General features: G+C 63.5%; 20 protein-coding genes and 2 tRNA genes. 11 read left to right on the top strand and 11 right to left on the bottom strand.

Annotation, left to right across the window (positions count from 1 at the left end; all coding sequences use genetic code 11):
* Positions 1–98 precede the first annotated feature (98 nt).
* The 6 genes from crgA to FZI91_RS16820 all read left to right on the top strand — a co-directional run bounded on the left by crgA (position 99) and on the right by FZI91_RS16820 (position 5,059).
* Positions 99–362, top strand: coding sequence for a cell division protein CrgA (gene crgA, locus FZI91_RS16845; RefSeq protein WP_155940244.1), 264 nt, complete (start codon positions 99–101; stop codon positions 360–362).
* A 97-nt stretch (positions 363–459) separates the two neighbouring features.
* Positions 460–888, top strand: a complete 429-nt coding sequence (locus FZI91_RS16840; protein WP_162525959.1) for a PH domain-containing protein — start codon at positions 460–462, stop codon at positions 886–888.
* A gap of 58 nt (positions 889–946) precedes the next feature.
* Complete coding sequence (locus FZI91_RS16835) at positions 947–1,849, top strand: class I SAM-dependent methyltransferase (RefSeq protein WP_155940242.1); 903 nt, start codon at positions 947–949, stop codon at positions 1,847–1,849.
* 158 nt (positions 1,850–2,007) lie between these two features.
* The gene (locus tag FZI91_RS16830; protein WP_309224106.1) at positions 2,008–2,964 is read left to right on the top strand and encodes an SAM-dependent methyltransferase; all 957 of its coding nucleotides are present in this window, start codon (positions 2,008–2,010) and stop codon (positions 2,962–2,964) included.
* Between the two features lie 118 nt (positions 2,965–3,082).
* A complete protein-coding gene (locus FZI91_RS16825) occupies positions 3,083–4,018 on the top strand; it encodes an SAM-dependent methyltransferase (protein WP_155940241.1) in 936 nt (311 codons plus the stop codon).
* Positions 4,019–4,132: 114 nt separating this feature from the next.
* Positions 4,133–5,059, top strand: coding sequence for an SAM-dependent methyltransferase (locus FZI91_RS16820; protein WP_155940240.1), 927 nt, complete (start codon positions 4,133–4,135; stop codon positions 5,057–5,059).
* On the opposite strand, the gene FZI91_RS16815 is transcribed toward FZI91_RS16820, so the two are convergent.
* Positions 5,049–5,792, bottom strand: coding sequence for a rhomboid family intramembrane serine protease (locus tag FZI91_RS16815; protein ID WP_309224112.1), 744 nt, complete (start codon positions 5,790–5,792; stop codon positions 5,049–5,051). The two genes, FZI91_RS16820 and FZI91_RS16815, sit on opposite strands and share 11 nt — an antisense overlap.
* A 120-nt stretch (positions 5,793–5,912) precedes the next feature.
* Positions 5,913–6,440, bottom strand: a complete 528-nt coding sequence (locus tag FZI91_RS16810) for a peptidylprolyl isomerase (protein WP_162525958.1) — start codon at positions 6,438–6,440, stop codon at positions 5,913–5,915.
* A 159-nt stretch (positions 6,441–6,599) separates the two neighbouring features.
* On the opposite strand from FZI91_RS16810, the gene cwsA reads away from it, so the two are divergent.
* A complete protein-coding gene (cwsA, locus tag FZI91_RS16805; RefSeq protein WP_155940459.1) occupies positions 6,600–6,995 on the top strand; it encodes a cell wall synthesis protein CwsA in 396 nt (131 codons plus the stop codon).
* A 45-nt stretch (positions 6,996–7,040) separates the two neighbouring features.
* Here cwsA and FZI91_RS16800 read toward each other — a convergent pair.
* The 4 genes from FZI91_RS16800 to gyrA all read right to left on the bottom strand — a co-directional run bounded on the left by FZI91_RS16800 (position 7,041) and on the right by gyrA (position 10,866).
* Positions 7,041–7,113: transfer RNA gene (locus tag FZI91_RS16800), tRNA-Ala, on the bottom strand.
* 126 nt (positions 7,114–7,239) lie between these two features.
* Positions 7,240–7,316 (bottom strand) — tRNA-Ile (locus FZI91_RS16795).
* A gap of 66 nt (positions 7,317–7,382) precedes the next feature.
* Positions 7,383–8,336, bottom strand: coding sequence for a DUF3566 domain-containing protein (locus FZI91_RS16790; protein ID WP_162525957.1), 954 nt, complete (start codon positions 8,334–8,336; stop codon positions 7,383–7,385).
* A 10-nt stretch (positions 8,337–8,346) separates the two neighbouring features.
* Positions 8,347–10,866 (bottom strand): DNA gyrase subunit A, encoded by a 2,520-nt coding sequence (gene gyrA, locus FZI91_RS16785; protein WP_155940238.1) that lies wholly within the window; start codon positions 10,864–10,866, stop codon positions 8,347–8,349.
* A gap of 198 nt (positions 10,867–11,064) precedes the next feature.
* On the opposite strand from gyrA, the gene FZI91_RS16780 reads away from it, so the two are divergent.
* Entirely contained in the window at positions 11,065–11,982 is a 918-nt protein-coding gene (locus FZI91_RS16780; RefSeq protein ID WP_155940237.1) for a class I SAM-dependent methyltransferase, read from the top strand.
* Here FZI91_RS16780 and FZI91_RS16775 read toward each other — a convergent pair.
* The 5 genes from FZI91_RS16775 to FZI91_RS24340 form a co-directional block, all read right to left on the bottom strand.
* Positions 11,979–12,551, bottom strand: coding sequence for a YdeI family protein (locus FZI91_RS16775; RefSeq protein WP_155940236.1), 573 nt, complete (start codon positions 12,549–12,551; stop codon positions 11,979–11,981). The two genes, FZI91_RS16780 and FZI91_RS16775, sit on opposite strands and share 4 nt — an antisense overlap.
* 1,257 nt (positions 12,552–13,808) lie before the next feature.
* Positions 13,809–15,245: a hypothetical protein gene (locus tag FZI91_RS16770; protein ID WP_239001728.1), complete on the bottom strand. Its 1,437-nt coding sequence runs from the start codon at positions 15,243–15,245 to the stop codon at positions 13,809–13,811.
* A gap of 110 nt (positions 15,246–15,355) precedes the next feature.
* Positions 15,356–15,676 carry a hypothetical protein gene (locus FZI91_RS16765; protein WP_155940234.1) on the bottom strand — a complete coding sequence of 107 codons (321 nt, stop codon included), beginning with the start codon at positions 15,674–15,676 and terminating at the stop codon, positions 15,356–15,358.
* Positions 15,677–15,710: 34 nt separating this feature from the next.
* Positions 15,711–15,935 (bottom strand): hypothetical protein, encoded by a 225-nt coding sequence (locus FZI91_RS16760; protein WP_155940233.1) that lies wholly within the window; start codon positions 15,933–15,935, stop codon positions 15,711–15,713.
* Between the two features lie 287 nt (positions 15,936–16,222).
* The gene (locus FZI91_RS24340; RefSeq protein ID WP_375234356.1) at positions 16,223–16,336 is read right to left on the bottom strand and encodes an antibiotic biosynthesis monooxygenase; all 114 of its coding nucleotides are present in this window, start codon (positions 16,334–16,336) and stop codon (positions 16,223–16,225) included.
* A gap of 143 nt (positions 16,337–16,479) precedes the next feature.
* On the opposite strand from FZI91_RS24340, the gene FZI91_RS16755 reads away from it, so the two are divergent.
* The 3 genes from FZI91_RS16755 (at position 16,480) to FZI91_RS16745 (ending at position 18,686) form a co-directional block, all read left to right on the top strand.
* On the top strand, positions 16,480–17,316 hold the full coding sequence (locus FZI91_RS16755; protein WP_155940457.1) for an arylamine N-acetyltransferase: 837 nt from the start codon (positions 16,480–16,482) through the stop codon (positions 17,314–17,316).
* 9 nt (positions 17,317–17,325) lie between these two features.
* Entirely contained in the window at positions 17,326–18,030 is a 705-nt protein-coding gene (locus FZI91_RS16750) for an isoprenylcysteine carboxylmethyltransferase family protein (RefSeq protein WP_203448812.1), read from the top strand.
* Between the two features lie 98 nt (positions 18,031–18,128).
* Positions 18,129–18,686 (top strand): DUF3558 family protein, encoded by a 558-nt coding sequence (locus FZI91_RS16745; RefSeq protein ID WP_309224105.1) that lies wholly within the window; start codon positions 18,129–18,131, stop codon positions 18,684–18,686.
* The last annotated feature ends 6 nt before the right edge of the window (positions 18,687–18,692 follow it).

The following is an 18,692-nucleotide window of genomic DNA, read 5'->3' as shown; positions in this document are numbered from 1 at the left end:
GCAGCCCGGGGCTGTAACCTGCGTAGGAACCCATACCGACACCGGCCGCGGCGACCATCGGCCGTGCCGCCACATCCGAGATGCTTCCGAGGTAGTCGATGCCCAAGTCCAAGGTCCGTAAGAAGTCAGCCTTCAACACCACCACTGTTAGCCGTACCCCGGTCAAGGTGAAGGCTGGCCCGTCCAGCGTGTGGTTCGTTGCGTTCTTCCTCACCCTCATGCTCATCGGCCTGGCCTGGCTCATGGTGTTCCAGCTCGCCTCGCAACACATCACCTGGATGTTGGATCTGGGCCCGTGGAACTACGCCATTGCGTTTGCTTTCATGATCACAGGACTGCTCCTGACCATGCGGTGGCGCTGATACTCGTCATGCTGTCGTTGCCGGTGTTTTCCACTGAGTCCACCCCGCGGACACCCAATCACATCGATGTTATTTATCCCCACTGTGGATAACGCCTGTGGATAACCCGTCTTCCGCTCCCGTCGCCGAATGGGGCCCGAAACCCGTCGGCATCGCCGCCGCGGCCTTCGTCGGGACCGCCTTCGGTATTGCTGCCGTCTTCCTGGTCGCCGATGCGCCCGGTCGCCTGCTCGCCCTCCTGGCCGCCCTCGGACTGCTGGGCTTCGCCGCGGTGTCCTGGCGCTGCCGTCCCAAACTCCGCATCACCGCCGACGGACTTGAGATGCAAGCTCTCACCGGCATCACGTCGCTGCCCCGCGCTGCGGTGGACTCGGTGAAGGTCTCCGAGTTCCGGCGACTGGGCCGCCGTGCACGGCTGTTGGAGATCGAATCCGGCGATCGGCTGATCGTGCTGAACCGTTGGGATCTGGGCACCGACCCCCGCGATGTTGTCGAGGCGCTGCGGAAAGCTCACTACCCGACGTGAACCCCGTCACCAGCGTATCGTTGCCTTAGGTAACTAATCCTTCGAGCAAGGTGGGCGCATGGCACGGACCGACGGAGATCAGTGGGACATCGTCAGCAGCGTCGGATTCACGGCGCTCATGGTCGCCTCGTTCCGGGCACTGGAGACCACCCGCTCCCAACCGCTGATTCGTGACGAATACGCGCGCCCCTTCGTCGAGGCCGCCGGCGAGCCCCGCCTCACCGAGGCCCTGACGGCTGCCAAACCCGAGGCCGAGTGGGACGTCGCCACCACCTACCTGGTGAATCACCTCGCCGTCCGCACCAAGTACTTCGATGAATTCTTTACTGCTGCAGTAGGTTCCGGAATTCGACAGGTGGTCATCCTGGCCGTCGGTCTGGATGCTCGTACCTATCGGCTGCCCTGGCCGGACGGCACCGTCATCTATGAGCTCGATCAGCCGAAGGTCCTCGAATTCAAGGATCAGGTGCTTGCCGCGCAGCGGGCGACACCCCGGGCGCAGCGGCGCGAAGTCGCCGCCGATCTACGCGATGACTGGGTTGCCGCCCTGGAGGCCGCCGGCTTCGATGCGACGAAGCCGACGGCCTGGCTCGCAGAGGGGCTGTTGGCGTATCTACCCGGAGCGGCCCAGGACGCGCTGTTCGAGAAGGTCACCGCGCATTCCGCGCCCGGCAGCTTCCTTGCCACCGAATGGCGTCGGCGGGTGGCCACTGCCGATCAATGGCAGGACGCCGTAGCCAAGCTGCGGCCGGACTTCGTCAAGGACATCGGCGTCGGCGATCTCATCTACGACGACGAGCGCAGAGATCCGATTGACTGGCTCCGCGAACACGGCTGGCGGGTCGACGCCGCGGACCGCCTGGAACAGGCAGCAGCGTACGGGCGGCCGGCACCGAGCGAACACAGTGAGATCACCGCGCTGTGGTCGGACGCCTATTTCATCTCCGCCGTGCGCCAGTAGCGACCACCCCGAACACCCACATTCCGTTTAGCTGAGACCTCAGGTCTCTCCTCCGCTAGAGTTTCCCTTGCAATCGCTAAAGGCTGTTCGGTCTGGAACGATGGGTGCCAGGGCAAATTCGTTAAGTTTGACGACGGGGATGAGAACTGGGAGGCACGGTGGCCGGGGCGGGTGCCGATGGGGAATTCGCTCGTCGCGGGATGCAGATTGAGCTGACCATTGCGGCTCTGCGCGCTCTCGAATCACAGCGCGCACGGCCGCTGCTGTTGGACGCGCACGCCCACCTGATCGTCGCCGCCGCCGGGGACCCGTACACCCAGGCGCTCCTCGACATCGGCGTCGTTGAGGAACCGTCGACGGAAGACGAGATCCGCACCCACCTGATGACCAACTACCTGGCGATAATGTGCCGGTACTACGACGAGTCATTGCTTGCGTCCGTCGCGGGAGGTACCCGACAGGTGGTGCTGCTCGCCGGGGGCCTTGATACGCGCGCCTACCGACTTTCCTGGCCCGAGGGAACCGTCGTCTACGAGGTCGACTACCCCGAGGTCCTCACCCTCAAGACGAAGGTGCTCGACGCCGCGGGGGCACACGCCCAGGCCACACAGCGCCTGGTCCACTGCGGACTCGCCGATCAGTGGCAGGCGGAGCTGAGCCTGACCGGATTCGATCCCGACGCACCAACGGCGTGGCTTGCCGAGGCCGTCATCTCCAACATCCCCGGTAGCAGCCAGGATGCAATGTTCGAGCGGATCATCGAGCTGTCGGCGCCTGGCAGCACCATCGCGACGGACAACGATCCGCTGGCCCCGTTCGGTCAGACATGGGGTGACATTGTGGATGCCATTGCCCCTGAGACCCTTCGCGACGCCGACTTCTCGGTGCTGGCGCATTACGACGAACGCACGCTCCCCGGTGATTGGCTTTCTGGGCACGGCTGGCTGACCCAGACGCGCACCGGTCGCGAACTCGCGCGATGCTACGGACGACCCTTCGACGAGGTACTGGCTCGGGGATTCCAGGATCTCGCGGACCGCCACTTCCTCACCGCGACGCTACCGGTCGACTATTTGGAACATCCGGATCTCACCGGCAAGCAGAGCTCTCCGTGAGGTTTGTTCCAGAACTGGCACTTCGCTGTCGCCTTTCGCGTCCCACCACCCGTTTGCCGTTCGGTCGATAATCTGAAAGCACGGGGCTCACCGCAACGTGGGAAGGGGGAGTGGCCCAATGGACGAGAAGAAGAGCGCGGTGTCCACACCGGCACCCAAGCTCCAGTTCGACCTGTTCGCCGCCGCGATACGTGCGCTGGAAAGTCAACGCGGACATCCTTTGATCAACGACCCGCTCGCCAGGGTTCTGGTCGAGGCCGCCAATGAGCCCCTGAGCACAGCTTTGCTTGCCGCGGGATTCCCGGAGAATCCTTCGGGGACCGACGGGACGTTCCTTCTTATTAATGCCGCCGGAGTGTTGATCCGCGACGGCGACGACTTCATCGCCGCCGAACTTGAGTCGGGCACTCGCCAAATCGTGCTGTGCGCCGCCGGACTCGATACTCGGGCCTACCGTCTGACCTGGCCAGAGGACGCCGTTCTCTACGAGGTCGACTATCCCTACACCCTCGAATTCACCACCCGAGTACTCCGAGACCATGGCGTCGTGGCCGGCGTGACGCATCGACAGGTCGCCACGACCGGGGTTAGCGAGGCGTGGCCGGAAAGCCTGTGCGCGGTCGGGTTCGATCCCGAGCAGCCCACCGCGTGGCTCATCCACCCCTTGATCATGACCGGCATGGCGCCGACCGACCAAGATGCGCTATTTGAGCATCTGATCGAACTCTCCGCACCCGGCAGCGCAATCAGCGGCGATGCCGATAGCTTCCTGCCTTCGATCGACGTGTGGGATTCGTTGGCCGAACCCGTGGTGCCCGAGACGATTCGAGATGCAAATCTCTGGATGGGGACCTACCCCGAAGCTCGAATGCGGCCCTCGGAGTGGTTGACCGGGCACGGCTGGATCACACAAGTTCGCACGATGGCAGAGATCTGCGAAGACTACGGTCGGCCGTTCACCGAAGACGTGCCGGAGATCGTCAAAGGGCACGCCAACTGGCAGTTCCTCACGGCCCGGCTGCCTCCCACCGAGTCCATCCATCAATCATCTTGATTAGCTTGGGTAGCGCCCAGTAGTTCGCTACCCTGACCTCAAGCGCTACACGGGTGGACGGGGCCGCGTCGAGCGCGGTATTTCCCTATCCGCGCTTGCTAGAGGACCCCGCCAATGGACCGCCCCGACGCCCCCTCCGGTCGTGCCGCCGTCTCCATACCCAGCAAGCTCGACTACGACCTATTCGTCGCGGCGGCGCGCGCCATCGAGACCCGCCACGATGAGCCGCTGATCGAGGATCCGTTTGCCTCTGCCCTGGTCATGGCCGCGGGGAACCCGTTGAGCATCGCCTACATGGAGACGCCCGTGGTAGAGCCCCCGGTGACCGCCCCTGAGCTCTTTCACTGGACCATTTCTCGTCTTGGCGCGGCAATCGACCGTAACTACGACGATCAGTTGTTACGGGCTGCGGATGCCGGCGTCCGCCAGATCGTGCTTGTGGGAGCGGGGTTGGACACCCGGGCGTACCGACTTTCCTGGCCATCGGCCACCACCGTCTATGAGCTGGATTACCTGCGCACGTTCACATTCAAGGACCCCGTCATGGCCATGTTGGGGGCACAGCCACGCTGCCAACGCGCAGTCGTACACGCCGACGCCGATACCGCGTGGCCCACGTCGTTGTGCGCGAAGGGATTCGACCCCGATGAACCCTCGGCCTGGCTCATCGCGGAGATCCTGATCGGTCTGACGCCCAAGGCACAGGACTACCTGCTGGAACGCGTGATCGAACTGTCCGCACCGGGCAGTTGGATCATCACCGATCACGACATCGTTTTCGGCCCACAGGAAATGTGGCACAGCCTTGCCGACGCATTTCTTCCGGAGCCCATACGCGCGGCCAACCCGTGGATGCTCTTCTATCCGGGTGAGCGCACACCGCCTAGTGCGTGGTTGGCGGGTCACGGGTGGCGCATCGCTTCGGAATCCAGCGGAGACATCGCCGAACGGTATGGCCGATCATTCCCCGTCGAAAAGCTACCTGTCGCTGCGTTTCACGCAGCACGACGCATCATGACGGCCACGCTGCCTAAGCCGTAAAGGTGATTACCTTCGCGGCGATGAGCGCCACCGACAGCGCCGTCGCCGCCGCCGCCAGCGCCCACGGTGTCGCCGGCTTCCGGATGAGCTCAGGCATGCCCACCCACCGGCACACCTCGCGGTAATACAGCAGCGCGCCGGCGCTCAGCACCCCGAACGCCAGCCCACCCATATGCCCAGCCAACGAGATACCGGGCAGCGAGATGCTGAGTCCGATGTTGAGCACCAGCACCACGATGATGGTCTGCGGGTTCAGCCGCTCGCGCAGAGACAGCACCAGCGCCGCGCCCAGTAGGCCGTAGATGGCACCAGATGCACCGGCCACCAAGGTATTTGGGGTAAACCACATGGCGGCAGCGCTGCTGCCGAGCAGCGCCGTGCCGTAGATGGCGACGTATCGCTGGCCGCCAAATGCGCGCTCCAGGCCGGGCCCGATCATGGCCAGCGAGAGCATGTTGACCGCGATATGCATCAGGCTCAGATGGAGGAACCCGGTGGTGATGGTGCGCCAAAACTCACCTTGGGCCACCCACGGCAAGTACAACACCAGTTCCCGGAACAGTTGGCTGCTCATCAGGTCGCCATCGGTGCCGTCGGACACCGTCGCCGCATACACGAGCACGTTGACGGCGATCAGCGCCCAGGTGATCCACGCCCGCGCCTGGCGCAACGGTTTGACCGTACGCACCGATTTGGCGCCCTGCTGGACGCATTCGACGCACTGCTGGCCCACGGGCGCTGATCGCATGCACTCCGGACACACGGGGCGACCACACCGCACGCACCGCACCGCGGTGGCCCGGTCCGGGTGCCAGGCGCACCCGTAGACCGGTACCTGTCCGGGATGAGCCATCTAGCTGATGGTGATGGAGTTGATCACGACGTCCTCGGTGGGACGGTCACCGCGATCGACGGCAGTGGAGCCGATGGCGTCGACAACCTGCTGCGAGGCCGGGTCCACGACCTCACCGAAGATAGTGTGCTTGCGATTCAGGTGCGGGGTCTTGCCGACGGTGATGAAGAACTGCGAACCATTGGTGCCCGGTCCGGCGTTGGCCATCGCCAGCAGGTACGGCTTGTCGAACTGCAGCTCCGGGTGGAACTCGTCGGCAAACTGGTACCCGGGTCCACCACGGCCGGTGCCGGTGGGGTCACCGCCCTGAAGCATGAAGCCCTCGATGACGCGGTGGAAGATGGCTCCGTCGTAGAACGGACCAGCGGCCTCGCCCTTGGCGTTCTTGGTCGAGTAGTCCTTGCTGCCGTCGGCCAGGCCGACGAAGTTGGCGACCGTCTTGGGTGCGTGATTGCCGAACAGAGCGATGACGATATCGCCGCGGTTGGTGTGCAGGGTGGCGGTCTGAGTCTGGATTGGTGAAGTCACGACAAACACCTTATCTGCGCCGAAAAAACATTCATGCAGATGTTTCGCAACTGCCACTCGGCGCGGGTGTCTTTTCGACGCGGCCATGGCTGTAGATGCGCAAAGATGGCAATCTGGAGTACCACTGTGGAATCACCCCAACGAAGGGACCCGCTGACGATGAGCCTGCTGACCAAGACCGATGAACCTGCCGTCAAGCTGACCTCCGGGGAACGCCTGGTCCGGGGACTCAAGGAAGCCGCGCTGGCCCCCATCGACGTCTCACGCGGCACTGCCGGACTCGGTTTCGGGCTCGCGAAGACCGCGGCGGGCAAGCTGCTGCGTCGGAGCAAGGCGGTTTCGTCGGAGGTGCAGGATGCCGTCGCCGACGTCGTGGATACCCTCCCCGCGGTGGTGAGCGGTGCCCGCAAGCGCAAGCTGCCGCGCGCGCTAGCCGGGCTGGCGGTCGTGGGTCTACTGGGCGCCGGGGCGGTCGCGTTCAGCGTGTTGCGGCGCTCGGGACAGCCCGAGCCGTCACCGCTGGCGCCAAGCGTTGATCCGCGGCCTCAGCCGTAGAACGTATCTGCGCGAAAACGCGGACTCGCGGAACGAAAACGTGAGTGGAGCCTAGGAGATTCGAACTCCTGACATCTGCCTTGCAAAGGCAGCGCTCTACCAACTGAGCTAAGGCCCCTCGCCTGCTGCTGTGTGCCACACTTCCATGTTGTTGCGCGCCACGGTGATTCCGAGCGCGTAGGCCACGCCCAGCAGCGCGAGTACCAGCAGCAGCACTCTCACCTGGCGTACCTCCCAACGAGTGTGGTGGGGCTAGGAGGACTCGAACCTCCGACCTCTTCGTTATCAGCGAAGCGCTCTAACCACCTGAGCTATAGCCCCGTCTCTCAGCTTCACTAGGAAGCCGAACGCAGAGATTACCGCACGGAACGGATGCATCCCAAACCGTTAGTCGCGGTCGGCCAGCGTGACCTCAATACCACCGACAAGATCGGTGGTCAGGTTGTAGATAAACGCACCGATGGTGGCGGCCGCCGTCATCAACACGATGTTGATCAACCCGATGAGCAGGGCGGCGCCGAAGATCGTGCCGCTGGACACCAGCTCGCCGCCGCCACTGTTGGTGATGAGCTCGCCGACGTTCTCGTTGAGCTTCGACCAGACGCCCATCGCGCCGAGCACCAGGTACAGCATCGCGACCGCGATCATCCAGACGAAGAAGAAGACCACCGACAGCACCAGTGACACCTTGAGCGTCGCCCAGGGGTCGATGCTCCGGATCTGCATGGCCGCCCGCAGCGGGCCCTTACGCGACGGTCCGACGGTGACGGACGAACCACCCTGTGCCGCATCGCTTCTGTTCCGCGGGGGACGGGGGACGGGGCCGGAAAGATCCGGCAGGTCCTCATTCTTGAGTGGGCTTTTGGGGGCGCGCATAGGTTCCTGCGCGCTGGATTCTCCCCACGGGGTGCCCGAGCGCGTCGGCTCTGGGCGTTCGGTTCTGTTCGGCCGCTCCGGTCGTTCGGCAGGCTCCGGCAGCTCGTCATACGGATCCAGATCCGGATCGTGTTCGGGCCGCGGCGGCGGAGTGTTGAATCCGGCCGGTGCAGCCGTCCCGGAGATGAATCTACTGAGGCGGGCATCCAATCCCGTCGACGGGCGGTTTCCGGGGCGCGGCGCCGGGGTGGGTGCTGTCGGCGGGGCCGCGTCGGCGTCGATCACAGGGATGATCTCCGTCGGGGCGCCACCGGGGCGCGGCTCCCCGCTGGGAACCCGCTGCGGGCCGGTAGCGGCGGCATGTGAGCCACGCCGCCGCTCCGCCCGCTGCCAGGGAGGCAAGTCCGCCTGGTCCACGGGGCGCTCGTTTCCGCCAGACTCCCCGGGATCGTTCGGTGAACTCACCTACGGCTCCTTACTCGCTTGCGGTCGCGTCGACTGTGCCCTCTTCAGGCTCAGCGTCGCCCTCATCCGCATTATGCGCGATGGCCAACAAGGTGTCGCCATCGCCGAGGTTCATCAACCGCACACCCTTGGTCTGACGACCCGCCTTACGCACCTGCTTCGCGATGGTGCGAATGACGCCACCGCCGGAGGTGATGGCATACAGCTCGGCGTCCTCATCGACGATCAGTGCGCCCACCAGAGATCCACGACGCGGGTCGTACTGAACCGTCAGCACGCCCTTACCGCCGCGTCCCTGCACCGGGTACTCCTCGATCGCCGTCCGCTTGGAGTAACCCCCCGCGGTCGCCACCAGCAGGTAGAGGCCATCACTCACGACGTTGAGCGACAGCAGATCGTCCTCGCCGTTGAAACGCATGCCCTGCACACCGGAGGTGGCGCGGCCCATCGGCCGCAACGCCTCGTCGGTGGCGCTGAACCGAATGGACTGTCCGTGCGCCGACACCAGCAGCAGATCGTCCTCGGACGAGCACAGCACCGCACCCACGAGTTCGTCGCCGTCGCGCAGATTGACGGCCACCAGGCCGCCGCTGCGGTTCGAGTCGAACTCGGTGAGCTTGGACTTCTTGACCAGGCCGTTCTTTGTGGCGAGCACGAGGTAGGGGGCATCCTCGTAGCTCTTGATCTGAATGACCTGGGCGATGCGCTCCTCCGGCTGGAAGGCCAGGAGGTTGGCGACGTGCTGGCCGCGCGCGGTGCGGGCGGCCTCGGGCAGGTCGTACGCCTTGGCGCGGTAAACACGGCCCTTGGTGGTGAAGAAGAGGATCCAGTCATGCGTCGAGCACACGAAGAAGTGCTTGACGATGTCGTCCTGCTTCAGGCCCGCACCCTGCACGCCCTTACCGCCGCGTTTCTGGCTGCGGTACAGATCGGTTTTGGTGCGCTTGGCGTACCCGGTTTCGGTGATGGTGACGACGACGTCCTCGCGTGCAATGAGGTCCTCGTCGGCGACATCCCCGTCGGCGGTGATGATGCGCGTGCGACGGTCATCGCCATACCGTTCGACGAGTTCGCTGAGCTCATCGCGGACGATGGCCCGCTGGCGTTCCGGTTTGGCCAGGATGTCCTCGAGGTCCGCGATCTCAAGCTCGATCTTGGCGAGGTCGTCGATGATCCTCTGCCGCTCCAGCGCCGCCAACCGGCGCAGCTGCATGTCAAGGATGGCTTGGGCCTGGATCTCGTCGACGTCGAGCAGCTCGATCAGGCCGGTCCGAGCGATGTCGACGGTCTGCGAAGCGCGAATCAACGCGATCACTTCATCAAGGGCGTCAAGGGCTTTGACCAAACCGCGCAAGATGTGCGCGCGCTCGTTCGCCTTACGCAACCGGTACCGGGTGCGCCGCACGATGACGTCCAACTGGTGGTCGACGTAATGCCGGATCAGCTGATCCAGACGCAGGGTGCGTGGCACGCCGTCGACGATCGAGAGCATGTTGGCGCCGAAGCTGGTCTGCAGCTGGGTGTGCTTGTAAAGGTTGTTCAGCACTACCTTGGCGACGGCGTCGCGCTTGAGTATCACCACGATTCGCAGGCCGACACGGTCGGAGCTCTGGTCCTCGATGTTGGAGATGCCGGCGATCTTGCCGTCGCGCACCTGCTCGGCGATCGAGGTAATGAAGTTGTCGTGGTTGACCTGGTACGGCAGCTCCGTGATCACCAAAGACGTTCTGCCCTTGGAGTCTTCCTCGATCTCGGCCACACCGCGCATGCGGATGGAGCCGCGTCCCGTGGTGTAAGCGTCGTGAATCCCTTGGCTGCCAACGATCAAGCCATGGGTCGGGAAGTCGGGACCGGTGACCCTCTCGCAGACCGCCTTGAGGGTGGACTCCTCGTCGGCGTCGAAGTTGTCCAGCGCCCAGTAGACGGCCTCGGCCAGCTCACGCAGGTTGTGCGGCGGCATGTTGGTGGCCATACCGACGGCGATACCGCCCGAACCGTTGGCGAGCAGGTTCGGGAACCGGCTCGGCAACACGGTCGGCTCCATGACGCGGCCGTCGTAGTTGGGGACGAATTCGACTGTCTCCTCGTCGATTTCACGCAGCATCTCCATGGCCAGCGGGGTGAGCCGGGCCTCGGTGTAACGCATAGCTGCCGCGGGGTCGTTACCCGGCGAACCGAAGTTTCCCTGGCCGTCCACCAACGGGTAGCGCAGCGACCAGGGCTGCGCCATGCGTACCAATGTGTCGTAAATCGAGGAGTCGCCGTGCGGGTGGTAGTTACCCATGGTCTCGGCCACGGAGCGCGCCGATTTGGCGTGGCTGCGATCGGGCCGGAATCCGGAGTCGTACATCGCGTACAGGACGCGGCGGTGCACGGGCTTGAGGCCGTCGCGCACTTCGGGGAGAGCTCGGCCCACGATGACGCTCATCGCGTAGTCGATGTAGCTGCGCTGCATCTCCTGCTGGATGTCGACCGGCTCGATCCGGTCGACGGCGTCGTCGCCTCCTGGTGGCAGCGTGGTGTCGGTCATCTGCTCGCTTTCGATTCATCGGCCAGGTACGGACAGCGCACCCGACAACCCCACCAGCCTAGTCGAGACGGCGCCGGTGCAGGCGGATGCGTGGCCCTGTGGCGCGTACAGGAGGCATTAATGCCGATACTAACAATTACTGGTACTATTTGTTACAGATGTTAGGTATCGCAGCGTCGCGACAAGGGAGCCGCCCACATGACCACATTGCCTCGTACGGTCGACGAATCCACCGGAGAGCGGCTACGCCGCTGGGCCGAGGAGTGGCGGCAGATGGCTGCCATCGCCGTGACGCCATCCGATGGGCCCAAAACGGGGCAGGTGTACGACATCGTCGGCACCCAGAACCTGTTCGGCGAGGAGTCGCTGTTCATCAACTTCGGATACTGGCGCAACAATCCGAGAACTCTCGACGAGGCCAGTCGCGACCTGGCCCGGCTGGTCGCCCGCAGCGCCGACTTCGGCCCGTCCGATGAGGTGGTGGACTGTGGTTGCGGCTATGGCGATCAGGACATCCTGTGGGCCAAGGAGTTTGGCGTGCGGCACATCACCGGGGTGAACCTGGCCGAGGAGCAGATCGCGATCTCGACGCGTCGCGTCGCCGAGGCGGGGCTGTCGAACACCGTGCAGTACGTGAAGGCCTCGGCGACGGAGCTGCCGTTCGAGGACGAGTCCTGCACCAAAGTAGTCGCGCTGGAATCGGCCTTCCACTTTCCGTCGCGTCGCGACTTCTTCACCGAGGCGCTACGGGTGCTCAAGCCGGGTGGACGTTTAGTGACCGCGGACATCGTGCCGCGCAGCTCGCTGGCGACGGCATTCGCGCGCGGTCGCGCCGAACGCACCGGCTGGCGCAACGCTCCCGAGGCAACGCTGCGGGCGGCGGTAGATCTGCGCGGATACCGGGAACTGTTGTTGAGCACCGGTTTTCATCGTGCAGAGACATGGTCGATTTCGAAGGACGTGTATCCGCCGTTGGGGAAGTTCCTTGGCAAGCGCCTGCGTGACCCGGATATGCGGCACATCAATCCGATTTGGCGCTTGTCCTTCAATCCGGTGGGTTTCCGTGTCACCGGATTGTTCTCCGACTACATGGTGTCGGTGGCGCACAAGGGCTAGGTGAGCTTCTTACCCTCCGCCAGTAGCTCGACGTACTGGGCGATGCGCCGTGCACGCGTCTCGGGCCTCTTGATGGTCGTCAACCGGTAGAGGAATGGCCAGCGCGCACTCTTGGTGAGGGATTCGAAGAACGTCAGCGCATCGGGTTGGGCTTCGAGAGCTTTCGCGAAATCGTTAGGCACCTCAATGGTGGACTGCGAACTGTAGGCGTTGTCCCAGCGGCCATCTGCCTTGGCGGCGTCCACTTCCCGTTGGCCGGCGAGCCTGAGTCGGCCTTCTTTGGTGAGGCGTTCGATGTGGCCGACGTTGATCTGCGACCAGCTGCTGCGCGAGCGGCGGGGAGTGAACATGCGCAGGCCGTAGGTCTCATCGATCGATTTGGCTTGCCCGTCGATCCATCCGAAGCAGAGCGCCTCTTCCAGAGCTTCCTTGTAATTGAGGCTGCGGACGCCGGAGGCCTTCTTGGCCATTTTGATCCAGACGCCGGGGGAGTCGGCGTGATTATCTTCCAGCCAGGCTTCCCAGTCTTGTTGGGAGGCAAAGAAGATGGTCGGCTTCTCCGGCGGCATAGGGGTCACTCTATTGGCGGGGTGCGACAGACGTTAGAAAGTCCAGCTGCCTTCTGGTCGGAGGACGAAGCCGTGCTTCCAATAATCAACGCAGGCCGTAACGTCCCCGTCCGCTACGGCGCATGTAGCACTGGTCTTTCCATCTCCGATTGAGAGCTTTTGTCCTGCATTCAGGATCGTGTCTGCGAACGGCGGGCATTGCCCGTCGTGACTCGACAACTTGTACGACTCGGGTCCGCTGGATGACGAGCCGCCCTTTGTAACACGACCACACCCCTGTCCATCGTGACCCACGCTGCCACTGGGGATTCCCGGAATATTGCCACCGCAAACCACCGTGCTAACGATTTGGCAGTTCACCCCACTCAGCGTCGTGAAGAAGAGGTACCCGCTCCATTGGCGCCCCGGGCGGGTGTACTGATTCGCGTCAGCCGCAACAAACCCGTTCAGGTCCGGAAATTTAGGCGGCGGATCAGCACACGCCGACACCGACATAGCCAACGCCACGCTAGTGCACGAAATAGCCACCATGATGCGGCGGGCCATTGGTTGCACTGAATCGAAACACCGAGTGGCTCCGTAATTTCCAGATAAAGGGTCCGGGGTCGACTGGTCCCAGCTGTGCAAGATCAGGAATTTGGTCAGCGGCCGGTTCCACCGTTGCCTCGCAGCCAGATGCCGCGCTCGCGAGCCTGCGCGCCCTTCAGACCCCCGGTGTCTGCAGTCAGAACGTCCAACTACCTTCAGGGCGCAGCACAAAGCCGTGGCCGTCCTTGGTGTTGATACAGGCAACCAAGTTGCTCTCTCCGACGATGCACTGAATATCTCCGCCAGCCAGCTTCTGCCCTGCGTTGAGTACCTTTGTAGTGAACGGGGGGCAACTACCTCCGTTGCGTCCGAGAACATACGGGTGGGACGAGTCCCCCGAGGTATCTGGACCAGCAACTGAGCATTTTCCCGTTCCCTTATCCGGCGCGGTGGGCGGAATCCCAGGAAGGTCGCCGCCGCACGTGACGGTCATCCCGTTCTGGTTATTGCATCCGATAGATCCGTCGGATGTTGAGAATGTGTAGAAGGTTCCCCATCGCCCGGTCATCGCGTACGGCGTTGGGTCAACCGATGTGAATCCATTCAGATCGGGAAATTTCTGCGGTGGATCTGCAGAGATGGGCGGTGCCGCGACTGTGCATGCCACAAGAGCAAGGCCTGTCAGGATGAGACCAGTCGAAGCGAGAATTCGTTTCATGGCCACGACTCCTAGGGGTTCGGCTGAGAGACTGGCACAGACGTCAAGTACGTCTTTGGATTATACGGTGGTATGTCCGTTGGAGAGTTCGGCTTCCAGTTGGGATCGACTTCCCACGTACTGACGCGCAGCTGAACGGTTTCGACCTGTTTGACAGGATCCCACGTAGTGCCGACGACTGTCGGCGCATACGGCGCAGCGTGTCCACCCTTAATACCCGGCCACTGACCGCTGTCGGGGAAGAGATTCGTCGCCGCCTGCGGTGGGACCTTGAGTAATCCTTCGGGCGTTGCTGCCACGATTGCACCGGCTGCAGGTCCGTGTCCTGGCCGCATCATGTCATCGGAGCCGGTGAGCATGAATCCTCCACCCTGAAGAGCAACTACCTGATTCTCGCGGGCACCCGCGAGACCGGGGATCGCTCCCTGATCATGCAGTGACCTCGTCCAGCTATCCGGCGGATCGCCCGCCTTGATGGGGTCAGACAGCCACATCTTTCGTGTGCCGTCTGCATTCAGATCTGAAGCATTGCCGACGATCACCATCCTATTGGTGGCCTTGTCGTAGGCACCGCTGGCCTGAAAAATGGGGTGGCCATTGGAATCCACTAACGGGTCGATCTTGCGTGGGTGGCTGGGGTCCGACCAGTCATACGCTGTGCTTTCGGTGACATAGCGACTCCTACCCTGCGCGTCTCGTTCGGCATCCCAACCAATTTCCGGCTTGCTAGCAAACACGTAACGTTCGCCGTTCGGACCGATAGCAGTGCCTGTGGGCAGCGCACGGTGTTTGGTATCTCCAGGGTCCAGCATTTGCTCAAGCTTCGGGTCCCGCGGTCGCTTGACGGGGTTGCCGTCGTCATCGGCCGTTTGAGGATCACCCCAGAACGTCGGCCCTTGGCCATCCGCGAAGCCAAATCCCAGATCCGCGTTGCCGTAATCGGGCTTGTTTTCCTCAGGCCTCAACGGTCCGGACGGACCCGAAATCTTCGGGTCTTTTGGATCGCCGCTGAAATCAGTGCCGCCACCTGGTCCTCCGAGATGGAACTGGTCGAGTTCCGCTGCAGCGGCGTGCATCTCCGTCGCAATCCGGTTGTCGACGGTAACTAGGGCCTGTGCCCTCGCCTGGATCGTGGCCTGATGTGCGGCCCTCTGTGTCGCTCGGATCGTGATGCCCGGCGTACCGCCGATCGGGGGCAGCTTATCGATGACAGTGAGGTCCTCGTTGACCGTGAAGGCATCGCGCTCCGCAGCGGCAATCGCGGCCAGCGCGTCCGACTTCTTCGCGTCTAGCTCGATTTTCCCGGCTCGTGCCTTCTCTGCTGTCGACCGCAGGTTTGCAATAACCGGACGGGCTTTCGCCTCCGCCTGTTCCAGTTGCTTGTATAGCGCCTGCTTCGCCTGGCCATCCCAGCCGAGGTTGTCGATGAAGGACCGCGCCTGGCGCAACGATTCCTCGATGTGGCCCGCTTGATCCGACCAGCTTTTCGCGGCGGACTCCAGGTGGTCGGTGCGCCAATGCTCGATGTGCGACCTCGTGGGCAGCGCCATGGTCAGCCCTAACTCCGGTCCGGGGCAGCAGCGGTTATTGCCGCAGCGCTGCGGGTTTCCGTGTTGATGAACGCGTCCGCGGTGCTGTTCAGGTACCCACTTACCTCGTGCAGAAAGGTGGCACACACCTTCAGCACCTGGTTGGCACTGTCAGCGACTGCCGTTACTGCGGTAATCGACCGTTCCGGACCGGAACCTTCGGTGCCGTGGGAACTCGCAGGCATAAGACGCTCAGCAAGCCCCGCCACCTGGCTGGCCGCATGCTTCATCGCCTCAGGGTCGAGCTTCACCCGTTCGCCTCCCGAACCCGCGCTGGTGACCGCCGGCACTAGCCGCACCTTCCCTCAGACAAGCCTGTGGCCGTCACTGAAACGGCCTCTGGAATTGGAAGAAATCGTCTTCCTCCAGATCAGACGGCGGTTGAGCCGGTGCCTGTCGCTGCGGGAGCACTTCGGTTGATTCAGACGCAGCCGCCTGCCGCTTGATAGCCGCTTCGGCTTCTCGGCGCACAGCCTCAATCTCGCGTACACCCCGCTCAACCACACTGCTGATTAGGTTGAGGTCACGCTGGAATTCATCGTCACCCATTCGCTGCCTCACCTCCTTGATCGCAGCCGGAATTCACCTTTCATACTGCTCCGACGCGCCGGGCGGCGATTTGGTTCCAAGAATCCTCAGAAATCTTCCCGGTGCCCGGAACCCCCTTGTTCACAGCTCTGCGGTGTGGTTGTACTCCTACTTCTCGATCAGCGGCCCCAGCTCGGTCAGGGACTCTGCCACTGCGGGGTGGTCTCGTTCGCATCCATCGCCTCCCGCGACTCCCAGTGCTCAGGCACAGGAACAACGACGGGTCGTCCAGGGTCACGGTAGAACTCTTAGGTGATGCAGCCCGGCTCGGCGCGCGTCGGCGCCACCAACTCGAGCGTCGCCTGCGCGGCGCGATCGGCAGCGTCGGGGCTGACCTTCACCCGGATAAATGCGGTGTGCACGGTTCTCCTTCTCTGTCAGGTACTTCAGTGGTACCGAGGCCCGCGCCGCGATCGTCATGCATCGTCCGGTGGCCGGGAGAAGTCGCCGGGCGAGTCTGCCCCGATACCGGCATACGCGGCGCCGTAACGTTGTTGGGGTGTCCATGTGGAACGGTGACGAACTCGCTCTCGACGAGTACCTGGCCTTCATCGGCTTTGACGGCGACCGGTCGCCCTCCATGGAAACTCTTCGCCGCCTGCAGCGTGGACATGTCCTGAACATCAAGTGGGAGAACCTCGATGCGGTGCTCTACAAGCACGTCGCACTCGACATTCCTACGGTCCAGGCCAAACTGTTGCGCGGGCCCCGGGGCGGGTACTGCTACGAGCACGTAGCACTTTTCGCGGCCGCGCTGGAGCGTCTCGGCTTCGACTTCTTTGGTATCCAGGGCCGGGTACAGATGGGCGCCACCGCAATTCGGCCTGCCACCCACGGCATGCTCGTTGTTCGACTCGACGGAGAGCAATGGCTGTGCGATGTCGGGTTTGGTACCAGTCCGCTCCTACCGATACGCCTGGTCGACGAAGCAGTCGTCACCGACGAATCGTGGACCTACCTGTTGCGGCGCAGCGAGGTGACGCCCGGGGCCGACGGCTGGACCCTTTCGGAGGCTGCCGGGGACGGGTCGCAATCCGGCTGGATGAGCCGACACACCTTTGTACTCGAACCGCAATACCCCATCGACTACCGCGCCGCGAGCTACTTCGTCGCGTCGAGCCCTCGCTCCCCGTTCAGTACAAGGGTTTTCGTCCAGCGAATCATGCCGGATCGCGCGTACATCTTGGATCACCGGGAGCTGCACGACGTGCGGGCAGGCGTTGGCAGGACCACTCAGGAGCTGACACCCCACGAGGTTCTGATCTCGCTCCGGGAAATCTTCGGCATCGAACTCGGGCCCGACGAGTCCACGCTGCTGCTACAGCGGCTGGCCGCGCAGTAACGTCGACACATGACCGACTCGGTGCCGTCAACATCGCGGCTGCTGGTGAAGCTGCTCGTCACAAACATCGTGTCCACGGTCGCGCTGGGTGGGCTGCTGGTTCTCGCCGCCGGCACCTGGAACTGGCCGCAACTGTGGATCCTGGGTATCGAAGTCACCGTCCTCAATCTTGGGGTACATCTGTGGCTGCTGAACTACAACCCGGCGCTGCTGGCCGAGCGGCTCGGATCGCCGCGTCAGGCGAACCAAACCGCCTGGGACAAAGTGTTTGTGGTGTTCGCGGCGGTCGGCACGGTGGCGTGGTTTGCGGTACCCGGCCTCGACCATCGCTGGGGTTGGTCCGCGGTGCCCATCTGGGTTCAGGTGGTCGGCGCCGTGCTGATTGCCGTCTCGCTGTTGTCGATGGTCTTCGTGTTCCGGGCCAACAGCTTCGCCGCACCGGTCGTAAAAGTTCAAGCAGAGCGGGGACATACGGTCGCCGACACCGGCCCATATGCCTACGTGCGACACCCCATGTATTCGGGCGCGGTCCCGTTCATGATCGGCATGCCGCTGCTGCTCGGCTCGTGGTACAGCCTCATCGGATCGGCGATAACCGTTGTAGCGCTGGCATTTCGAGCGGTAGGGGAGGAGCGGCTGCTCACTCAAGAATTGGACGGTTACCCCGAGTACGCGGCGCGGGTGCGATACCGGCTGGTGCCCGGCGTGTGGTGACTGGCGCCTGAGGAGCAAGGTGGGGTTTCGGATGGAATATCAGCGATGGGGGCGCGTTGCGTAGAGCCATTCTGCTTGGGCCTTTAGTAGCCGTCAGTGTGGCGGCCTGCACAAGCTCCACCGACGGAGAAGCCGTGGCCATGTCTTCGTCAGCCGCACAGACAACCGTGTCGACGACCAGTTCCACGACGTCGACCCCTGCGCCCACCTCGACAATTCCGCATAAGCCGCCTACCAGCAAAAACGACGGCACTTCCTTTGATCCGTGCGTGACCTACGGCGTCGATGACCTTCGAGGAGTCGGCCTCGACCCCGCCTCGGGTGTCGACATCGGTTCTGCGCTCCTGCGCGGGTGCAAGTGCCACGCGACGGGCTGGAGGGTTCAGATCACCGTCCTCAACGGAACCATTGACCGGTACCTCAATCAGAACCTCTTTCCCGGCGCGCTACCCATCACCATCGAGAGGTTGAACGGCGTCACCTACCGCGACGAACCGGGAGACATGCGGAGCTGCTTCGTCGAACTCCCTTCTCAGCAGGCAACCGTCGGAATCATCCTGGTCGTCTCGGATGCGCCCGCTCTCAAACAGATCCCCGATGCCTGCACGAAGGCCGTCGAGGTCGCCACTCTTACCGCAAAGAAGCTCCCGCAGTAGCGCCGG

Origin of the sequence: Mycobacteroides sp. CBMA 271, from assembly GCF_009729205.1 — a bacterium.
In the GTDB taxonomy this organism is placed as follows: Bacteria; Actinomycetota; Actinomycetes; order Mycobacteriales; family Mycobacteriaceae; genus Mycobacterium.
This window is presented reverse-complemented; position numbering and strand designations above follow the sequence as displayed.

What these genes read in the sequence shown, in the direction of transcription:
- crgA (WP_155940244.1), top strand. Translation starts at nt 99, where the DNA reads ATGCCCAAGTCCAAGGTCCGTAAGAAGTCAGCCTTCAACACCACCACT.
- FZI91_RS16780 (WP_155940237.1), top strand. Translation starts at nt 11,065, where the DNA reads ATGACCACATTGCCTCGTACGGTCGACGAATCCACCGGAGAGCGGCTA.
- FZI91_RS16820 (WP_155940240.1), top strand. Translation starts at nt 4,133, where the DNA reads ATGGACCGCCCCGACGCCCCCTCCGGTCGTGCCGCCGTCTCCATACCC.
- FZI91_RS16835 (WP_155940242.1), top strand. Translation starts at nt 947, where the DNA reads ATGGCACGGACCGACGGAGATCAGTGGGACATCGTCAGCAGCGTCGGA.
- FZI91_RS16760 (WP_155940233.1), bottom strand. Translation starts at nt 15,935, where the DNA reads ATGGGTGACGATGAATTCCAGCGTGACCTCAACCTAATCAGCAGTGTG.
- cwsA (WP_155940459.1), top strand. Translation starts at nt 6,600, where the DNA reads ATGAGCCTGCTGACCAAGACCGATGAACCTGCCGTCAAGCTGACCTCC.
- FZI91_RS16825 (WP_155940241.1), top strand. Translation starts at nt 3,083, where the DNA reads ATGGACGAGAAGAAGAGCGCGGTGTCCACACCGGCACCCAAGCTCCAG.
- FZI91_RS16755 (WP_155940457.1), top strand. Translation starts at nt 16,480, where the DNA reads ATGTGGAACGGTGACGAACTCGCTCTCGACGAGTACCTGGCCTTCATC.
- FZI91_RS16750 (WP_203448812.1), top strand. Translation starts at nt 17,326, where the DNA reads ATGACCGACTCGGTGCCGTCAACATCGCGGCTGCTGGTGAAGCTGCTC.
- FZI91_RS16775 (WP_155940236.1), bottom strand. Translation starts at nt 12,551, where the DNA reads ATGCCGCCGGAGAAGCCGACCATCTTCTTTGCCTCCCAACAAGACTGG.
- gyrA (WP_155940238.1), bottom strand. Translation starts at nt 10,866, where the DNA reads ATGACCGACACCACGCTGCCACCAGGAGGCGACGACGCCGTCGACCGG.